We start from the raw sequence: 17,682 nt of genomic DNA, 5'->3' as shown, positions 1-17,682 counted from the left end.
GTTGTCGTCACGACGCTCGAAGCCACGACCACCACGGTCGTCACGACGCTCGAAGGAACGGCCACCACGGTCATCACGACGATCGTCCCGGCGGAAACCGCCACCACGGTTGTCGTCACGACGCTCGAAGCCACGACCACCACGGTCGTCACGACGCTCGAAGGAACGGCCACCACGGTCATCACGACGATCGTCCCGGCGGAAGCTACCACCGCGGTTGTCGTCACGACGCTCGTACGAACGACCACCACGGTCGTCCCGGTCCGCCCGGTCGACGTCCTGCGCGGCCGGCTGCTCGGGCACGGACACCTCGGCCGCCGCGGCCACCACCGCCGCCTGGGCCTCGGCCACCGCGGCCTCGGGGTCCTCCCCCTGCTCGCGGGCGATCCGGGCGATCAGGCGGTCGGCCTCCTCGCGCAGCTCGTTCGCCCGCCGCTGCGCCCGCTCCAGCTCCTTGGTGAGCTGGGCGACCTCACGCTCGGCCTGCTGCGCGGCGTTGCCCACGGACTCGGCCTGAACCTCGGTCATCGACCGGGCACCGGTGATCTCGGCGACCTCCGGGTCGAAGGCGCCGGCGCCCTGGATGATGTGGCGCGAGGCGTCGACACCCGCGTCCTCCATCAGCCGGAAGATCTGACGCCGCTGGTGCGGCAGCGACAGCGACACGACCGTGCCGGAGCGGCCCGCACGCGCGGTACGGCCGGACCGGTGCAGGTAGTCCTTGTGGTCCCCGGCAGGGTCCACGTTCAGCACCAGGTCGATGCCGTCGACGTGGATACCGCGGGCGGCGACGTCGGTCGCGACGAGCGCGTTGACGTAGCCCTTCTTGAAGTCCTCCAGCACGCGGGTACGCGCGCCCTGCGTCATACCGCCGTGCAGCGCGTCGGCCTTCACACCGGCGTCGCACAGCTGCTCGGCGATACGGTCGGCGCCCAGCTGGGTGCGGACGAAGATGATCGTGCGGCCCTTGCGGGAGGCGATCGCGGCGGTGACCGGCGCCTTGTCCTTGGGCTTCACGATGAGGATGTGGTGCGACATGGTCGTGACATTGCCCTGGGCGCTGTCGACCTCGTGCGTGACCGGGTTGCTCAGGTAACGCTTGACCAGGGTGGAGATCTCGTTCTCCATCGTGGCCGAGAACAGCATGCGCTGGCCACCGGCCGGGACCTGGTCGAGCAGCTCGGTGACCTCGGGCAGGAAGCCCAGGTCGGACATCTGGTCCGCCTCGTCGAGGACGGCGACCTCGACGTTCTCCAGGGAGCAGGCGCCACGGTTGATGATGTCGCGCAGCCGGCCCGGGGTGGCGACCAGGATGTCGACGCCCCGCTCCAGGGCGTAGATCTGGTTGCCCATCGACGTACCGCCGCAGACGACCTTCATCTTCAGGCCGACGACGTCGCCGTACGGCTGGAGGGCGTCCGCGACCTGCATCGCGAGCTCACGGGTCGGGGTGAGGATGACCGCGCGCGGCTTGTGCTTCTCGGTGCGGCCGCCGGCGAGACGCGCCAGGGTCGGCAGACCGAACGACAGGGTCTTGCCGGAGCCGGTGCGGCCACGGCCGAGGATGTCCTTGCCGGCCAGGGCGTCCGGGATGGTCGCGGCCTGGATCGGGAAGGGGGTGGTCACGCCGTTCTGCGCGAGCTTGCGCACGACGCCTTCGGGAAGACCGAGGTCCGCGAAAGTGACCTCGGGGGCGTCCTCGGTTGCCTCGTTCTCGGGCACGACGACGTGATCAGTACTGGCGATGGACATGCGAATGCGAAACCTTCCGGAGTCTCAGTCGGCACGCGCCCGTCAACTCCGTGATTCGCGATTCGCAATACGACCGCCTCAATGCGGTCCACCACGGCAAGGGAGAGTACGCGCCACACGGCGCGCTCTGCAGTGGCGCCGGGCAAGATGGGATCAAACGATCTGCCACCATACGCACTCCGGGCCCCACAAGGCAAACCGGACTGTGCAGACGACAGTGGGCAGCCGTCCGACGACCGGACAGCCTCCCGAGGGCACCAACCACCCACCGGCCGGGATTGTTCCCACCCCAGGAGGAAAGCTTCCGGCGCACCCTCCGCCCCCTTACGCCGGTGCCCCCGCCTCCGGCGCGGGCTCCCGCTGGGCGAGCTGCGGCCCCGGCGGCTCGTGCGCCGACGACGACGGCTCAGGCGTCGGCTCCGGAGACGTCGTCGGCTCCTGCTGCGTCGGCGTGGGCTCCGGTTCGGCCGTCCGGGTGGGCGTCGGCGGAGCCGGCGGCTTCACCGTGGGCCGCGGCGGCCTTCCCGGCTTGTCATGCCCCGGCGCCGTCGGGCTCGCGTCAGCGCTCGGCGACGCCTCGGGGGACGCGGACGCCCCCGCCCCGCCCTTCTTGCCCTTCTTGCCCTTCCCGCCCTTGCCGCGCCCCCGCTCGCCCTCGGCCCCGGCCGGGCCGAACCCGGCGCCGCCGCCCGACACGGCCGGTCCGCCGCCGGGCGCCCCGCCGCCCCGCTGCCCGGCGGAATGCGACGGCTTGACGCTCCCACCCGCGTCGTCGCCGACGCTCATGCAGCCGGCGGCAGCGGCGACCGCCACGACCGTGGCGGCCAGTCGGACGGGTACGTACAAGGGGCGCACGGGGCCACCTCCGGAAAAGGTGATGGAGTCAACACCTCCAACTCCCGCCGCCCACAAGAGGACACGCGCCCCGTATTCACAACCCGGTCAGCCGTAACCCAGCGCGTGAAGGCGCTCGTCGTCGATGCCGAAGTGGTGCGCGACCTCGTGCACCACGGTGATCTCCGTCTCCGCGACGACGTCCTCCCGCGACTCGCACATCCGCAGCGTCGGATTCCGGTAAATGGTGATCCGGTCCGGCAGCACACCGGCGTACCACTCGCCCCGATCGGTCAGCGGAGTCCCCTCGTACAGACCGAGCAACTCGGGATCGTCCGCCGGCGGCTCGTCCTCGACGAACACCGCGACGTTGTCCATCAATCGGGTCAACTCCGGCGGGATCCGGTCGAGCGCCTCGGCGACCAGCTCCTCGAACTCCTCACGCGTCATCTCCAGCACAGGCCCATTGTCGGCCACGCCCCCTCCGTACGAGAGCCTTCCGGCGCCGCATATCCGGCCGCGCACTTGGGCATACGGGATCAATGGCCCGCGTCCCCGCCGCAGTCCTGAGTGTCCTGAAACCGATCCGCAACGCCCCGCACGCCCTCGCCCGCCACTACCGCTCCCGCCAGGCGCCCACCACGATCGAACTCGTGGCGCAGCCGCATCCGTGGACCCGTGCCGTGGGACTCGTCGCCGTCGTCCTCCTCGGCGCCTGGCTGGGCCTGCTGGTCGTGGGCAACGTCCGGGTCCCGGTCGGCCCCATGAACACGACGATGACCCTGCGCCCGTCCTTCACCGGCGGCACGAAGATCAATATCTCGCCCCTGGGCGCCCTCGAACTGAACAGCCACATCGCCCCCGTCCGCCTGGACGTCAACGTCGACCAGCTCGACCCCGACCGCTCGCAGGCCCTCGTCGACCACCCCGAACGCCTCTCCGGCCTCCAGGACGAGGTCACCGAGGACGTCGGCCGCGGCACCCTCGACCTGGCCGTGCGCTCCGGCGTCGCGGTCGTCGCGGGCGCCACCACCCTGGGCCTCGCCGTCTACCGCCGCCCCCGCCGCGCGCTGGCCGCCGGCGGCCTCGCCCTCACCCTCCTCGCCGCCTCGGGAGGCACCGCCTACGCCACCTGGCGCCCCGACTCCGTCCTGGAACCCAAGTTCTCCGGCCTGCTCACCTCGGCCCCCTCCCTGGTCGGCAACGCACGCAGCATCGTCACGGAATTCGACGTCTACCAGAAGGAGTTGGCCCGCCTGGTCACCAACGTGACCAAGCTCTACGACGCCACCTCGACGCTCCCCGCCTACGCGCCCGACCCCTCCACCATCCGGGTCCTGCACGTCTCCGACATCCACCTCAACCCGGCGAGCTGGAAGATCATCGCCTCACTCGTGGAGCAGTACAAGGTCGACGTGATCGTCGACTCGGGCGACACGATGGACCACGGCACGGCCGCCGAGAACGGCTTCCTGGACCCCATCGAAGACCTCGGGGCGCCTTACGTCTGGGTCCGCGGCAACCACGACTCGATGATCACCCAGCGCTATATGGAGGGCCTCAAGAACGTCCACGTCCTCGACGAAGGCAAGGCCAAGACGATCAAGGGCCTGCGCTTCGCGGGCATCGGCGACCCGCAGTTCACCCCCGACCGCTCCCGGCAGATCGGCGCCCGGCAGTCCCAGGAACTGGCCGGCGCCCGCCTGGCCACGGCCCTGCGCGACCAGAGCGCGGCCGGCACGCCGGTGGACGTCGCCATCGCCCACGAGCCGGCCGCCGCCCGCGGGGTCGACGGCGAGGTCCCCCTGGTCCTGGCAGGCCACCTCCACCACGACGAGATGGAGATCCTGAAGTACGGCACCAGGCTCCGCATCGAGGGCTCCACCGGCGGCAGCGGCCTGCGCGCCATCGAGGGCAAGCACCCCGACCCCATCGAGGCGTCGATCCTCTACTTCGACCGGGACACCCGCCACCTCCAGGCCTGGGACGAGATCGAACTGGGCGGCCTCGGCCTCACGACGGCCGAGGTCAGCCGCCACCTCCCCAAGGAGAACCAGCCCGGCGCCACCCCCTCCCTGGGCACCCCCACGGAGGCCACCCCGTCACCCTCCTCCTAAACCGTTTTGGCGATAGCTCCCGCCATCCCATATGCTTCTCACGTCCCCGACGCGCTGAGAAGCGCCCAGGCGGGCCGATAGCCCTCATCGTCTAGCGGCCTAGGACGCCGCCCTTTCAAGGCGGTAGCACGGGTTCGAATCCCGTTGGGGGCACGCACCACCCTGTGCGACACTGTCGTACGAAGCTTGGTCCTGTGGAGCAGTTTGGAGTGCTCGCCACCCTGTCAAGGTGGAGGCCGCGGGTTCAAATCCCGTCAGGACCGCTGAGGTTTCACGTGAAACCTCGTGGCTGGGTAGCTCAGTTGGTACGAGCGATCGCCTGAAAAGCGATAGGTCGCCGGTTCGACCCCGGCCCCAGCCACAACCGCCCTCACCAGGGCTTGAGCCCCTCCCCGATGTGTCGGGGAGGGGCTCTTTCATGTCGCCGCCAACCGGCGCCCAACGCCTTCCGGCGGTCGGACAGCGTGCCGCACTTCGGCTAGTCGTCTCCGCCGCTCTGCTGTGAGCGGGAGTTCCGGCTCGTGCTGCGGACCAGTTCGCCACCGAGCAACGTCACCTTGGCCACACCACGTGCCCAGCCCGGGGCGCCACCCCGGGCCTCCCAGAAGACGCAGACGCAGCCACCGATGACGAGCAGGACGACGACCGACAGTATGAGCACGAGCATGCCCGACCCCGTTTCGTGTGATGGTGCGCGCCATCCTGCCCGATGATCTCGAAGGGTTGGAGTCGGGCGGCCGACCAGCCCGGTACGCGTCACGACAAAAGCGTTAGCCATCAAATTCGGCGGGATGAGATCCTGGACCGCGTATGTCTACGCACCCCGCCCCCGCCCTCGGCGCCCTCGCCCCCCGCCTGACCGAGCTGTCCCTGCGCGACGCGCACCGGCTCGGGCGCAGGCTCGAAGGTGCGCGCAAGATCCGTAAGCCGGAGGCGCGGGCCGCCGTGCTCGCCGAGATCGAGGCGGAGGTCGGCAAGGCAGAGGAACGGATGGCCGGGCGGCGTGCCCTCGTGCCCGAGGTGACGTACCCCGAGCAGCTGCCGGTCAGCCAGAAGAAGGACGCGATCGCCGAGGCCATCCGCGATCATCAGGTGGTGATCGTCGCCGGCGAGACCGGCTCCGGCAAGACCACGCAGATCCCGAAGATCTGCCTGGAGCTCGGGCGCGGTGTGCGCGGCATGATCGGGCACACGCAGCCGCGCAGGATCGCCGCGCGCACGGTCGCCGAGCGTGTCGCCGAGGAGCTGGACACCCCGCTCGGCGGGGCCGTCGGCTGGAAGGTCCGCTTCACCGACCAGGTGAACCCGGACGCCACCTTCGTCAAGCTCATGACGGACGGCATCCTGCTCGCCGAGATCCAGACCGACCGCGAGCTGCGCGCCTACGACACGATCATCATCGACGAGGCGCACGAGCGGTCCCTCAACATCGACTTCCTGCTGGGCTACCTCGCCCAGCTGCTGCCGAAGCGCCCGGACCTCAAGGTCGTCATCACCTCGGCCACGATCGACCCGGAGCGGTTCTCGCGGCATTTCGGCGACGCCCCGATCATCGAGGTCAGTGGCCGTACGTATCCCGTGGAGGTCCGCTACCGGCCGCTGCTGGAGGAGGACGGCGACGACGCCGACCGCGACCAGATCACCGCGATCACCGATGCCGTGGAGGAGCTCCAGAAAGAGGGCAAGGGCGACATCCTCGTCTTCCTCTCCGGTGAGCGGGAGATCAGAGACACGGCGGACGCGCTCACCAAGAAGAACTACCGGTTCACCGAGATCCTGCCGCTGTACGCCCGGCTCTCCCACGCGGAGCAGCACCGCGTCTTCCAGCCGCACACCGGCCGCAGGATCGTTCTGGCCACGAACGTCGCCGAGACGTCGCTGACGGTCCCGGGCATCAAGTACGTCATCGACCCCGGCTTCGCGCGGATCTCCCGCTACAGCCACCGCACCAAGGTCCAGCGGCTGCCCATCGAGCCGGTCTCGCAGGCCAGCGCCAACCAGCGCAAGGGCCGCTGCGGGCGTACTTCGGACGGCATCTGCATCCGTCTGTACAGCGAGGACGACTTCGAGGCGCGCCCGGAGTTCACGGACGCGGAGATCCTCCGGACGAACCTCGCCTCCGTCATCCTGCAGATGACCGCGGCCGGCCTGGGCGACATCGAGAAGTTCCCCTTCATCGACCCGCCGGACCACCGCAACATCCGTGACGGTGTCCAGCTGCTCCAGGAGCTGAACGCCCTGGACCCGGCGCAGAAGGATCCTCGCAAGCGGCTCACGGAGACCGGCCGCAGGCTGGCCCAGCTGCCCGTCGACCCCCGGCTGGCCCGGATGGTCCTGGAGGCGGACAAGAACGGCTGTGTGCGCGAGGTCATGGTCATAGCCGCCGCGCTGTCCATCCAGGACCCGCGCGAGCGCCCCGCTGACAAGCAGGCCCAGGCCGACCAGCAGCACGCCCGTTTCAAGGACGAGACCAGCGACTTCCTGGCCTACCTCAACCTCTGGCGTTACGTCCGCGAGCAGCAGAAGGAGCGGGGGTCGTCCTCCTTCCGCCGGATGTGCAAGCAGGAGTACCTGAATTTCCTTCGCATCCGCGAATGGCAGGACATCTACACGCAGTTGCGCACGGTCGCGAAGCAGATGGGCATCCACCTCAACGAGGACGACGCCCCGGCCGACCGTGTCCATGTCTCCCTCCTGGCCGGCCTGCTGTCGCACGTGGGTATGAAGGACGTCAAGGAAGGCGCGAAGAACGAGTATCTGGGGGCGCGCAACGCGAAGTTCGCGGTCTTCCCGGGCTCGGCCCTGTTCAAGAAGCCCCCGCGCTTCGTGATGTCCGCCGAGCTCGTCGAGACGTCCCGCCTCTGGGCCCGGGTCAACGCGAGGATCGAACCGGAGTGGGTCGAGCCCCTCGCCGCGCACCTCGTCAAGCGCACGTACAGCGAACCGCACTGGGAGAAGGACCAGGCCGCGGTGATGGCGTACGAGAAGGTCACGCTGTACGGCGTGCCGATCGTCGCCCAGCGGAAGGTCAACTACGGGCGGATCGACCCGGAGATCAGCCGTGAGCTGTTCATCCGGAACGCGCTGGTCGAGGGTGACTGGCGCACGCACCACAAGTTCTTCTCGGACAACCGCCGTCTCCTCACCGAGGTGGAGGAGCTGGAGCACCGCGCCCGGCGCCGGGACATCCTGGTCGACGACGAGACGCTGTACGACTTCTACGACCAGCGGATCCCCGAGCACGTCGTCTCCGGCGCCCACTTCGACTCCTGGTGGAAGCACAAGCGGCACGAGCAGCCCGACTTCCTCGACTTCGAGCGCGAGATGCTCATCAACGAGAAGGCGGGCGAGGTCACCAAGGCCGACTACCCGGACTCGTGGCGGCAGGGGAACCTGAAGTTCCGGGTGACGTACCAGTTCGAGCCGGGCGCGGACGCCGACGGCGTGACCGTCCACATCCCGCTCCAGGTCCTCAACCAGGTCACGGACGAGGGTTTCGACTGGCAGATCCCGGGTCTGCGCGAGGAGCTGGTGACGGAGCTGATCCGGTCCCTGCCCAAGCCGATCCGCCGGAACTACGTCCCCGCGCCGAATTTCGCGAAGGCGTTCCTGGACCGGGCCGTCCCGCTCCAGGAGCCCCTCACCGCGACGATGACCCGCGAACTGCGGCTCATGGTCGGTGTGCCCTTCGAGGCGGACGACTTCGACCTGTCCAAGGTCCCCGACCACCTGAAGGTCACGTTCCGGATCGTCGACGAGCGCCGCCGCAAACTGGCCGAGGACAAGGACCTGGAGGCGCTGAAGCTCAAGCTGCGCCCGAAGGCCCGCAAGGCCCTCTCCCAGGCGGCCGCGGCGACGGCCGAGCGCTCGGGCGGCGAGTCCCTGGAGCGCTCGGGCCTGACCGACTGGACGATCGGCACCCTCACCCGCGTCTTCGAGACCCGCCGGGCCGGTCAGCCGGTCAAGGCGTACCCGGCGCTGGTCGACGACGGCGACACGGTCTCCGTGCGCCTCTTCGACACGGAGGCCGAGCAGCAGCAGGCGATGTGGAAGGGCACGCGCCGGCTGATCCTGCGCAACATCCCGGTGAACGCGGCGAAATTCGCGAGCGATCGCCTGACGAACGCGCAGAAGCTGGCGCTGTCCGCGAATCCGCACGGCTCGATCCAGGGCCTGTTCGACGACTGCGCGATGGCCGCAGCGGACAAGCTGATCGGGGACTTCGGCGGGCCGGCGTGGGACGAGGAGTCGTACCGGAAGCTGTACGACAAGGTGCGCGCCGAGATCGTCGACACGACCGTCCGCACGGTGGGGCAGGTGCAGCAGGTCCTGGCCGCCTGGCAGGCCTGTGAGCGCCGTCTGAAGGCCGTACGCAGCCCGGCGCTGCTGGCGAACCTCCAGGACGTGCGGGGGCAGCTGGACGCCCTGGTGAAGCCGGGCTTCGTGACGGAGGCGGGGCTGCGGCGGATGCCGGACCTCATGCGCTACCTGGTGGCGGCGGACCGGCGCCTGCAGCAGATGCCGACGAACGTGCAGCGGGACACCACGCGTATGCAGAAGGTCCACGAGATGCGGGACGAGTACGCCTGGCTCCTGGAGCAGATGCCGCAGGGCCGGCCGGTCCCGTCGTCGGTCCTGGACATCCGCTGGATGATCGAGGAGCTCCGGGTCAGCTACTTCGCCCACGCGCTCGGTACGGCGTACCCCGTATCCGACAAGCGGATCGTGAAGGCGATCGACGCGGCGGCGCCGTGACGGGGCCTGTACGCGGGGTGAGTTCGACCCGGGGCTCACCCTCCTGTAGAGTCTCTTCTCGCAGCGCAACGCACGAATCGCACTGCGAAACCTGGTCCTGTGGAGCAGTTTGGAGTGCTCGCCACCCTGTCAAGGTGGAGGCCGCGGGTTCAAATCCCGTCAGGACCGCAGAGAAAGAGCCCGGATCTTCGGATCCGGGCTCTTTGCCGTCCGGGCCGCCACGCTGAGCAGGCGGAGGCCGCGCCCGCGGCGCAGCCGCGATCAGACACAGCACATCCCGTCAGGGCCCCGCTCTCACAAGAGCCCGGATCTTCGGATCCGGGCTCTTGTGCATGCTCTGACCTCCGCACAGGCCCTCGGTGCCCCTACACGCCGTCTTGACGCCCCCTCATTCCCTCGGTACCCCAGAACCAGGGCCGTCGTCCGTGCGGCCTCCTGGAGGTGGCACATGGCGGCAGCGGCGAGGCACGAGACGCGGGCTCTGCTGCGCGCGCACCTGTCGGCCGCGTCGTCGTACCGGCATCTCACCCGGCACTGCCCGATCTGCCACCACCTGCTGCGGCTGGCGTTGGAGTCCGCGCCACGCGCCGCTCAGGGCGCGGCCCGGTCCCAGGAGGACGAGAGCCCGGCACCCGCATGATCCACGAGCGGCCTCAACACCCCTGCGGGCAGGGGCTGCTGGGGACGGCGGCTTCTCTACCGCACCTGCGGCAGAGCTAACAAGCCGCTTGGTATGTGACGGGTGTCACCGCATGAGTTTCGGAAAGTGCGGTACTTACACCCCGCCTACAAAGGGTCAATTTAATATGTGCAATTGCACCCTGTCCGAGGTGCCGCACACAGCAGATCCGACACCCTTCCCCAGGCTCCTACAAGGCTGCTCACAGCGGCGTAGGCAGACCAACCGCGGGCGCACAAAAAAGATCGCGCTGGACCCGGCGGAGTCCAGCGCGATCGACGACGCACCCTGCTGCATGCCTGGAAAGCCTTGACTGGCTTGGGCGTGGGGCCTGTTGGGGCAGGACCCCGCGTCGTTTGGAGCTGTGTCCGGACGCCGCGGCCAGTTGGGGGAACCAGCCGGTTTGCCCGGTTATTCAGTTGTTCAGGCCTCGCTGCGCTGCTGCGGGATGCCCGCGAGCAGAGCGCGGACCTCGGCCTCGCGGTAGCGCCGATGCCCGCCGAGCGTGCGGATCGACGTGAGCTTGCCGGCCTTCGCCCACCGCGTGACCGTCTTCGGGTCCACACGGAACATGGTGGCGACCTCAGCCGGGGTCAGCAGCGGCTCGGCATCAGGGGTGCGAGCGGTCATGAGCGGCCTCCTCGGGAGAACCGAACCTTCTCGGTTCTTTCCTCTAAATTCTGCACCTTGACCCGCGTTGCCCGAAATGGCGGACGCGAGTCGAGTCGGTTATAGGACGAACGGCTTGTCCTCGGCACTACAACTACACCATCTGTCCAGCCGCGTCGGCCAAACCGATGGAATTGCCCCTCCAGGTGTTCATCAGCGACGGAAGCCGATGGACCATGCCATAGCGGACAGTCACACCGCTGTGACGATCAGTCACAGGGTGATCAGGAAGTCACGAGACCCCCCAAAGCGTGCAATGCTGAGATTCCGCCCATAGTGCAGCACCATGGGGCGGAAGGAGCCCTCCCCGGACTCCTTGTCCTATTTTGGCATGAGGAGGGGCAAGGGACGCAAGAGCCTCGTACGTGTAGTCCGTCACGCTTGGCCTACTTGAGAGGTCTGCCCGGATCGGGCCCTACGTCCCTTGTTGACGAAGCCTCAGGAGACGCACAGCCCGCTTCAGGAACTCGGTGCGAGGACGAAACCCCAAATCGGGCGGTTCGTCAAACGTCTGTTCGTGACCGACTGCGTGCGGTCTGTACGGACATCAAGGTCAGGACTCAGTTGGCCGACCGAAGATCCCGTACGGAACGCCACCGCTCCACGAGCCGGGCGTACGCCTGCCCCGCGGCGGCCCCGTCGCCCCGGCGCAGCGCGGCGATGCCCTCGGCCACGTCCGCCGCGGAGTGGTCGTCCTCCAGCGCCCCGGCCGGCACCGCGTGCACCAGGCCGCCGTAGTCCAGCTCCACGAGCGAGCGCGGGTGGAACTCCTCCAGCCAGCGCCCGACGTCCACCAGGCCGTCGATCAGCGGCCCTTCGTTCATGGCCTCCTTCAGGGCGCGCAGGCCCCGGGCCACCCGCCGCCGGGCCTGGACCATCGGGGTGCGGTAGCGCAGCACGGGCGGGCTGTCCGCGGAGGCCCCCTTGTCGTACTCGCGCTCCTCGTCGGAGACCAGCACGAACCAGTTGATCGGCACCTGCCAGGTCGCCGTACGGATCCACGGCCGGGCGTCCGGGTTGATCGCCAGCCAGCGCTCGTAGTCCTGGGACGCCTGGCGCCGCAGGACGGGCGGCAGGACCGCGTCCATGACCGGCGGCGGCAGCTCCTCGCTGAGCTCGTCCAGGGCCAGCCAGCCACGCAGCCGGGTGCGCCAGGGGCAGACGCAGACGACCCCGTCGACGTCGAGCACGAAGGCGTCCTCGCTCTCGTGCACCGGAACCGGGACCGGCGGGACGGGTGCCAAGTCGGCCAGGGCACGCCTGAGTTCGTCCTGGTACGAAGGGCGGTCCGTACGACGGGCGTAGCGGGCCCAGTGGCTGCGCTCCGGCTCGGGGAAGGCGGCCAGCGGTTCGTACACGCGCAGGTAGGTCGCGTAGGGGACGATCACCGAGGTCACCTTGGGCACGCCTGCTCCCTCCCCCGCGCGCCGCTGCGAAAACCTGCGGAACCCACTCACGATCGCGCGGGAAATCTATGCAAATCGTCGCACGGGTGTACTCCGGTCGGAGGTGATCCTGTGCACTGTGCGGCCGGCGGGGCCACCAGGCTCTAATCTCATGCTCAACAGTCCCCGCCACCCACACGGGAGCTGGTCTCCACCCGCCGCAACTTACTCAGGAGTCACCACAGTGACCGACGTAACCGGCGCACCTGCTGATGTACTGCAGACCCTGTTCCACTCGGACCAGGGAGGACATGAGCAAGTCGTGCTCTGCCAGGACCGCGCGAGCGGCCTCAAGGCCGTCATCGCCCTCCACTCCACCGCTCTGGGCCCCGCGCTCGGCGGTACGCGCTTCTACCCGTACGCCAACGAGGCCGAGGCCGTCGCCGACGCGCTGAACCTCGCCCGCGGGATGTCGTACAAGAACGCCATGGCCGGTCTCGACCACGGCGGCGGCAAAGCCGTGATCATCGGCGACCCGGAGCGCATCAAGACCGAGGAGCTGCTCCTCGCCTACGGCCGCTTCGTCGCCTCCCTCGGCGGCCGGTACGTCACCGCCTGCGACGTCGGCACGTACGTCGCCGACATGGACGTCGTGGCCCGCGAGTGCCGCTGGACGACCGGCCGCTCCCCCGAGAACGGCGGCGCCGGGGACTCCTCCGTCCTCACCGCCTACGGCGTCTACCAGGGCATGCGGGCCTCCGCGCAGCACCTGTGGGGCGACCCGTCGCTGCGCGCGAAGCGGGTCGGCATCGCCGGCGTCGGCAAGGTCGGCCACCACCTGGTGGAGCACCTGCGGGCGGAGGGCGCCGAGGTCGTCATCACGGACGTGCGTGAGGACGCCGTGGGCCGGATCCTCGCGGCGCACCCGACGGGCGTGACGGCCGTCGCCGACACCGCGACCCTGATCCGCGCGGAGGGCCTCGACATCTACGCCCCCTGCGCGCTCGGCGGCGCCCTGAACGACGACACGGTGCCCGCGCTGACCGCCAAGGTGGTCTGCGGCGCCGCCAACAACCAGCTCGCCCACCCGGGCGTGGAGAAGGACCTCGCCGACCGCGGGATCCTCTACGCGCCGGACTACGTGGTGAACGCGGGCGGTGTCATCCAGGTCGCCGACGAGCTCCACGGCTTCGACTTCGACCGGTGCAAGGCGAAGGCGTCGAAGATCTTCGACACCACGCTGGCCATATTCGCACGTGCGAAGGAGGACGGGATCCCGCCGGCCGCCGCGGCCGACCGGATCGCCGAGCAGCGGATGCACGACGCGGCCCTGGCCCGCCGGGCGCGCTGACCCCGGGCCATCCGGGGCGTCTCGTACGTTTGGCCGGTACCCGCCGGTGGGCAGTTAGAGAGAACTCTCACTTCTACCGGCGGGTCGACCGCCGATAAGTGGTTAAAATCGCGGTTGACCAGCGAGGACGGGGCGCCTCGAAGGTCCTGGGCGCGGGCACGTCATGCGGGCGACGTACCGTATGGGCGCGGGCTCAGGTACCGTGGAAGCCCTACGGACCGGACTCTCTGCGGAGAGTCCGTGCCGGACCATGAACGCGTGTCAAGACTCTGGGGCCGTCGAGCCCCGTCGTTGAGGGGGTCGAGCCATGGGGCGCGGCCGGGCCAAGGCCAAGCAGACGAAGGTCGCCCGCCAGCTGAAGTACAACAGCGGTGGGACTGACCTCTCACGCCTGGCCGAGGAGCTGGGTGCATCGCCTTCGAATCCGCAGCCGCCTAACGGCGAGCCGTTCGAAGACGATGAGGACGACGACCTGTACGCACGGTACGCCGACCTCTACGAGGACGACGACGACGAGGACGACCAGTCCTCGCAGCATCGTCGCGGCGCTTGACCCTGCACTAGAGCACTAACCCGGTCGGTGACTCCGGTCACCGACCGGGTTCTGTGCTGCCTGCGGGGTCACGACTCCGTGCCTCAGCTCGCGTAGTCACCGATCAGGGCGGCACCGGTGGGGTGCTCGCCCCGGTTCGTGATCTCTCCGGCCACCCAGGCGTCCACGCCGCGGTCGGCGAGGGTCGCCAGGGCCACGTCCACGGACTCCTGGGGCACGATCGCGATCATGCCGACGCCCATGTTCAGGGTCTTCTCGAGCTCCAGGCGCTCGACGCTGCCCGTACGGCCGACCAGGTCGAAGATCGGGGCCGGCGTCCAGGTGGAGCGGTCGACGACGGCGTGCAGGTCGTCCGGGACGACCCGGGCGAGGTTGGCCGCGAGTCCACCGCCGGTGACGTGGCTGAAAGCGTGCACCTCGGTGGTGCGCATCAGGGCCAGGCAGTCCAGCGAGTAGATCTTCGTCGGCTCCAGCAGCTCCTCGCCGAGGGTGCGGCCGAGCTCCTCGATGTGTGCTTCCAGCGCCAGACCCGCCTGGTCGAGCAGGACGTGGCGGACGAGGGAGTACCCGTTCGAGTGAAGCCCGGAGGACGCCATGGCGATCACCGCGTCACCCGTACGGATGCGATCCGCGCCGAGCAGCCGGTCGGCCTCCACGACGCCCGTACCGGCACCGGCGACATCGAAGTCGTCCTCGCCCAGCAGGCCCGGGTGCTCGGCCGTCTCGCCGCCGACCAGGGCGCAGCCGGCGAGGACACAGCCCTCGGCGATGCCCTTGACGATGGCGGCGACGCGCTCGGGGTGGACCTTGCCGACGCAGATGTAGTCGGTCATGAACAGCGGCTCGGCGCCGCAGACCACGATGTCGTCCATGACCATGGCGACCAGGTCGTGGCCGATGCTGTCGTAGACGCCCAGCCGGCGGGCGATGTCGACCTTGGTGCCGACGCCGTCCGTGGCGGAGGCGAGCAGGGGCCGCTCGTAGTTCTTCAGGGCGGAGGCGTCGAAGAGGCCGGCGAAGCCCCCGAGGCCGCCGAGGACCTCGGGGCGCTGGGCCTTCTTCACCCACTCCTTCATCAGTTCGACGGCGCGGTCGCCCGCTTCGATGTCGACGCCCGCGGCTGCGTAGCTGGCACCAGTTGTGTCAGGCATGACGATAAGAACCTTCGTGTCGTACGGCAGGTGTTACGGGCCGTCTACGGGCGGCGGATCGCGTCGGCGGCGGCCGTGGCGGCCGGGCCGGCGGCCAGCTCCGTCTCCAGCAGCTGCTTGCCGAGCAGCTCGGGGTCCGGGAGCTCCATCGGGTACTCGCCGTCGAAGCAGGCGCGGCACAGGTTCGGCTTGGCGATGGTGGTCGCCTCGATCATGCCGTCGATGGAGATGTAGGCCAGGGAGTCGGCGCCCAGGGAGGTGCCGATCTCGTCGATCGTCATGCCGTTGGCGATGAGCTCGGCGCGGGTGGCGAAGTCGATGCCGAAGAAGCAGGGCCACTTCACCGGCGGCGAGGAGATCCGGATGTGGACCTCGGCCGCGCCCGCCTCGCGGAGCATGCGGACCAGGGCCCGCTGGGTGTTGCCGCGCACGATCGAGTCGTCGACGACGACCAGGCGCTTGCCCTTGATGACTTCCTTCAGCGGGTTCAGCTTCAGGCGGATGCCCAGCTGCCGGATGGTCTGCGAGGGCTGGATGAACGTCCGGCCGACGTAGGCGTTCTTCACCAGGCCGGCGCCGAACGGGATGCCGGAGGCCTCCGCGTAGCCGATCGCCGCGGGGGTGCCGGACTCCGGGGTCGCTATCACCAGGTCGGCCTCGACCGGCGCTTCCTTGGCGAGCTTGCGGCCCATCTCCACGCGGGAGAGGTACACGTTCCGGCCGGCGATGTCGGTGTCCGGGCGGGCCAGGTACACGTACTCGAAGACGCAGCCCTTGGGCTTCGCTTCCGCGAAGCGGGAGGTGCGCAGGCCGTTCTCGTCGATGGCGACGAACTCGCCCGGCTCGATCTCGCGGACGTAACTGGCGCCGCAGATGTCGAGGGCGGCGGACTCGGAGGCGACCACCCAGCCGCGCTCCAGGCGGCCGAGGACCAGCGGGCGGATGCCCTGCGGGTCGCGGGCCGCGTACAGGGTGTGCTCGTCCATGAAGACGAGCGAGAAGGCTCCCTTGACCTGCGGGAGGACCGTGTGGGCGGCCTCCTCGATGGTCAGGGGCTTGCCGTCCTCGTCGACCTGGGCCGCGAGGAGCGCGGTGAGCAGGTCGGTGTCGTTGGTCGCCGCGACGCGCGGGGTGCGGCCGCCTTCCTGCTTGGGCAGGTCGGCGACCATCTCGGCGAGCTGGGCGGTGTTGACGAGGTTGCCGTTGTGGCCGAGCGCGATGGATCCGTGTCCGGTCGCGCGGAAGGTCGGCTGGGCGTTCTCCCAGACGGAGGCACCGGTGGTCGAGTAGCGGGCGTGTCCGACCGCGATGTGACCCTGGAGCGAACCGAGGGAGGTCTCGTCGAAGACTTGCGAGACCAGGCCCATGTCCTTGAAGACGAGGATCTGTGAGCCGTTGCTGACCGCGATTCCCGCGGATTCCTGGCCTCGATGCTGGAGGGCGTAGAGCCCGAAGTACGTGAGCTTGGCGACCTCTTCGCCCGGAGCCCAGACACCGAAGACGCCACAAGCGTCCTGGGGGCCCTTCTCGCCGGGGAGCAGGTCGTGGTTGAGTCGTCCGTCACCACGTGGCACGCCACCGAGTGTAGGCGAGGTCGACCACTGGTCCGAATTGGGGATACCGGACTTTCCGGTGGATCACCGCTCGGCGACCGCTCGCACACTCGTCCCGTTTTCGCTGGTCAGCGTGAGGGTTTGATGATCGACTCGGTACTTCGGCTTCCCGTCGAAAAGTCGCAGCAGGGTCTTCTCGTCGGCCATGAGTGAGTCTTCGCACATCATTCGGGTCGTGGCCGGGGGGCCGAGGGTGATATGGCCGTCGCTGACCGTGGCCTTGGCGTTCACCTTGTTGCAGCCGAGGCTGCCGGAGACGGTGCCCTTCTTCTCGTCGAAGGTGAGGTGGGCGCGGCCGTCGGCCTTCGGGGTCGTGACGGTCCACTTGGTGCCGGCCAGCGGGGCGTCCTTCGCCTTGGTCAGCCGGACGGTGTCGCCCCGGCCGGTGGTGAGGGTGAGACGGTCGTCGTCGACCTTCGCCTTCAGCTCCTGGTCCGAGAAGGCCCGAGCGAGGGTCTTCTCGAACGCCATGGGCTTGTTCTCGCAGGCCATCTCGGTGGCCATGGTCTTGCCGAGCCGGACGCGGTCGCCGTCGACGGTGGCCTCGGCGCTGAAGTTGTTGCAGCCGAAACTGCCCTCGGCCCGGCCCTTGTCGATGGTCACGTGGGCGCCGGCCGGGGCCTGCTGCGTCCGGCCGTCCGCGGTGACGCTGTCCACGCTCCACCGCACACCGGTGACCGGCCGCTCGGCACGGACCGAGCCGCTGCCGCTGTCCGCCTTCTCACTGCCGCAGGCCGCCATGAGCGGGACGAGCATGGCGGCGGCCGTCAGGGTCATGCGCTGCTTCTGCCTGTCCATGCCACTTCGACGGACGACCCGGGGG

14 protein-coding genes and 4 tRNA genes are annotated in these 17,682 nt (G+C 69.3%); 9 read left to right on the top strand and 9 right to left on the bottom strand.

The features are described from left to right. From HNR57_RS38070 to HNR57_RS38060, 3 genes are all read right to left on the bottom strand, one after another. Positions 1-1,752 (bottom strand): DEAD/DEAH box helicase (locus tag HNR57_RS38070; protein WP_184567810.1); only part of this gene is annotated, 1,752 nt, incomplete at its 3' end. 324 nt (positions 1,753-2,076) lie between these two features. Then, positions 2,077-2,607: a hypothetical protein gene (locus HNR57_RS38065; RefSeq protein WP_184567808.1), complete on the bottom strand. Its 531-nt coding sequence runs from the start codon at positions 2,605-2,607 to the stop codon at positions 2,077-2,079. 87 nt (positions 2,608-2,694) lie between these two features. Continuing rightward, entirely contained in the window at positions 2,695-3,045 is a 351-nt protein-coding gene (locus HNR57_RS38060; RefSeq protein ID WP_184567840.1) for a metallopeptidase family protein, read from the bottom strand. Positions 3,046-3,128: 83 nt separating this feature from the next. Here HNR57_RS38060 and HNR57_RS38055 point away from each other — a divergent pair, with 83 nt between their 5' ends. The 4 genes from HNR57_RS38055 (at position 3,129) to HNR57_RS38040 (ending at position 5,064) form a co-directional block, all read left to right on the top strand. Further along, on the top strand, positions 3,129-4,703 hold the full coding sequence (locus HNR57_RS38055; RefSeq protein WP_184567806.1) for a metallophosphoesterase family protein: 1,575 nt from the start codon (positions 3,129-3,131) through the stop codon (positions 4,701-4,703). An 80-nt stretch (positions 4,704-4,783) separates the two neighbouring features. Continuing rightward, a tRNA-Glu gene (locus tag HNR57_RS38050) sits at positions 4,784-4,856 on the top strand. A gap of 35 nt (positions 4,857-4,891) precedes the next feature. Continuing rightward, positions 4,892-4,966: transfer RNA gene (locus tag HNR57_RS38045), tRNA-Asp, on the top strand. A gap of 24 nt (positions 4,967-4,990) precedes the next feature. Continuing rightward, positions 4,991-5,064, top strand: a tRNA-Phe gene (locus HNR57_RS38040). Positions 5,065-5,181: 117 nt separating this feature from the next. Here HNR57_RS38040 and HNR57_RS38035 read toward each other — a convergent pair. Continuing rightward, complete coding sequence (locus HNR57_RS38035) at positions 5,182-5,370, bottom strand: hypothetical protein (RefSeq protein ID WP_184567804.1); 189 nt, start codon at positions 5,368-5,370, stop codon at positions 5,182-5,184. Between the two features lie 143 nt (positions 5,371-5,513). Here HNR57_RS38035 and hrpA point away from each other — a divergent pair, with 143 nt between their 5' ends. From hrpA to HNR57_RS38020, 3 genes are all read left to right on the top strand, one after another. Next, positions 5,514-9,458 carry an ATP-dependent RNA helicase HrpA gene (gene hrpA, locus HNR57_RS38030; protein ID WP_184567802.1) on the top strand — a complete coding sequence of 1,315 codons (3,945 nt, stop codon included), beginning with the start codon at positions 5,514-5,516 and terminating at the stop codon, positions 9,456-9,458. A gap of 93 nt (positions 9,459-9,551) precedes the next feature. Further along, a tRNA-Asp gene (locus HNR57_RS38025) sits at positions 9,552-9,626 on the top strand. Positions 9,627-9,906: 280 nt separating this feature from the next. Beyond that, a complete protein-coding gene (locus tag HNR57_RS38020) occupies positions 9,907-10,098 on the top strand; it encodes a DUF6274 family protein (protein WP_184567800.1) in 192 nt (63 codons plus the stop codon). A 462-nt stretch (positions 10,099-10,560) separates the two neighbouring features. Here HNR57_RS38020 and bldC read toward each other — a convergent pair whose 3' ends face one another. Both bldC and HNR57_RS38010 read right to left on the bottom strand, forming a co-directional pair. Further along, a complete protein-coding gene (gene bldC, locus HNR57_RS38015; protein ID WP_003949541.1) occupies positions 10,561-10,767 on the bottom strand; it encodes a developmental transcriptional regulator BldC in 207 nt (68 codons plus the stop codon). Between the two features lie 599 nt (positions 10,768-11,366). Beyond that, on the bottom strand, positions 11,367-12,212 hold the full coding sequence (locus HNR57_RS38010) for a DUF8083 family protein (RefSeq protein WP_184567798.1): 846 nt from the start codon (positions 12,210-12,212) through the stop codon (positions 11,367-11,369). Between the two features lie 223 nt (positions 12,213-12,435). Between HNR57_RS38010 and HNR57_RS38005 the strand changes: the two genes are divergently transcribed. Beyond that, positions 12,436-13,542, top strand: a complete 1,107-nt coding sequence (locus HNR57_RS38005) for a Leu/Phe/Val dehydrogenase (RefSeq protein WP_184567797.1) — start codon at positions 12,436-12,438, stop codon at positions 13,540-13,542. Between the two features lie 307 nt (positions 13,543-13,849). Continuing rightward, positions 13,850-14,095 (top strand): DUF3073 domain-containing protein, encoded by a 246-nt coding sequence (locus tag HNR57_RS38000; protein ID WP_030251636.1) that lies wholly within the window; start codon positions 13,850-13,852, stop codon positions 14,093-14,095. Between the two features lie 83 nt (positions 14,096-14,178). On the opposite strand, the gene purM is transcribed toward HNR57_RS38000, so the two are convergent. The 3 genes from purM to HNR57_RS37985 form a co-directional block, all read right to left on the bottom strand. After that, positions 14,179-15,246 (bottom strand): phosphoribosylformylglycinamidine cyclo-ligase, encoded by a 1,068-nt coding sequence (gene purM / locus HNR57_RS37995; protein WP_184567795.1) that lies wholly within the window; start codon positions 15,244-15,246, stop codon positions 14,179-14,181. Positions 15,247-15,290: 44 nt separating this feature from the next. Further along, positions 15,291-16,820 (bottom strand): amidophosphoribosyltransferase, encoded by a 1,530-nt coding sequence (purF, locus tag HNR57_RS37990; RefSeq protein ID WP_184567793.1) that lies wholly within the window; start codon positions 16,818-16,820, stop codon positions 15,291-15,293. Between the two features lie 63 nt (positions 16,821-16,883). Continuing rightward, a complete protein-coding gene (locus HNR57_RS37985; RefSeq protein WP_184567791.1) occupies positions 16,884-17,657 on the bottom strand; it encodes an META domain-containing protein in 774 nt (257 codons plus the stop codon). Positions 17,658-17,682 lie beyond the last annotated feature (25 nt).

Source organism: Streptomyces paradoxus, from assembly GCF_014202475.1.
GTDB lineage: Bacteria > Actinomycetota > Actinomycetes > Streptomycetales > Streptomycetaceae > Streptomyces > Streptomyces paradoxus.
This window is presented reverse-complemented; position numbering and strand designations above follow the sequence as displayed.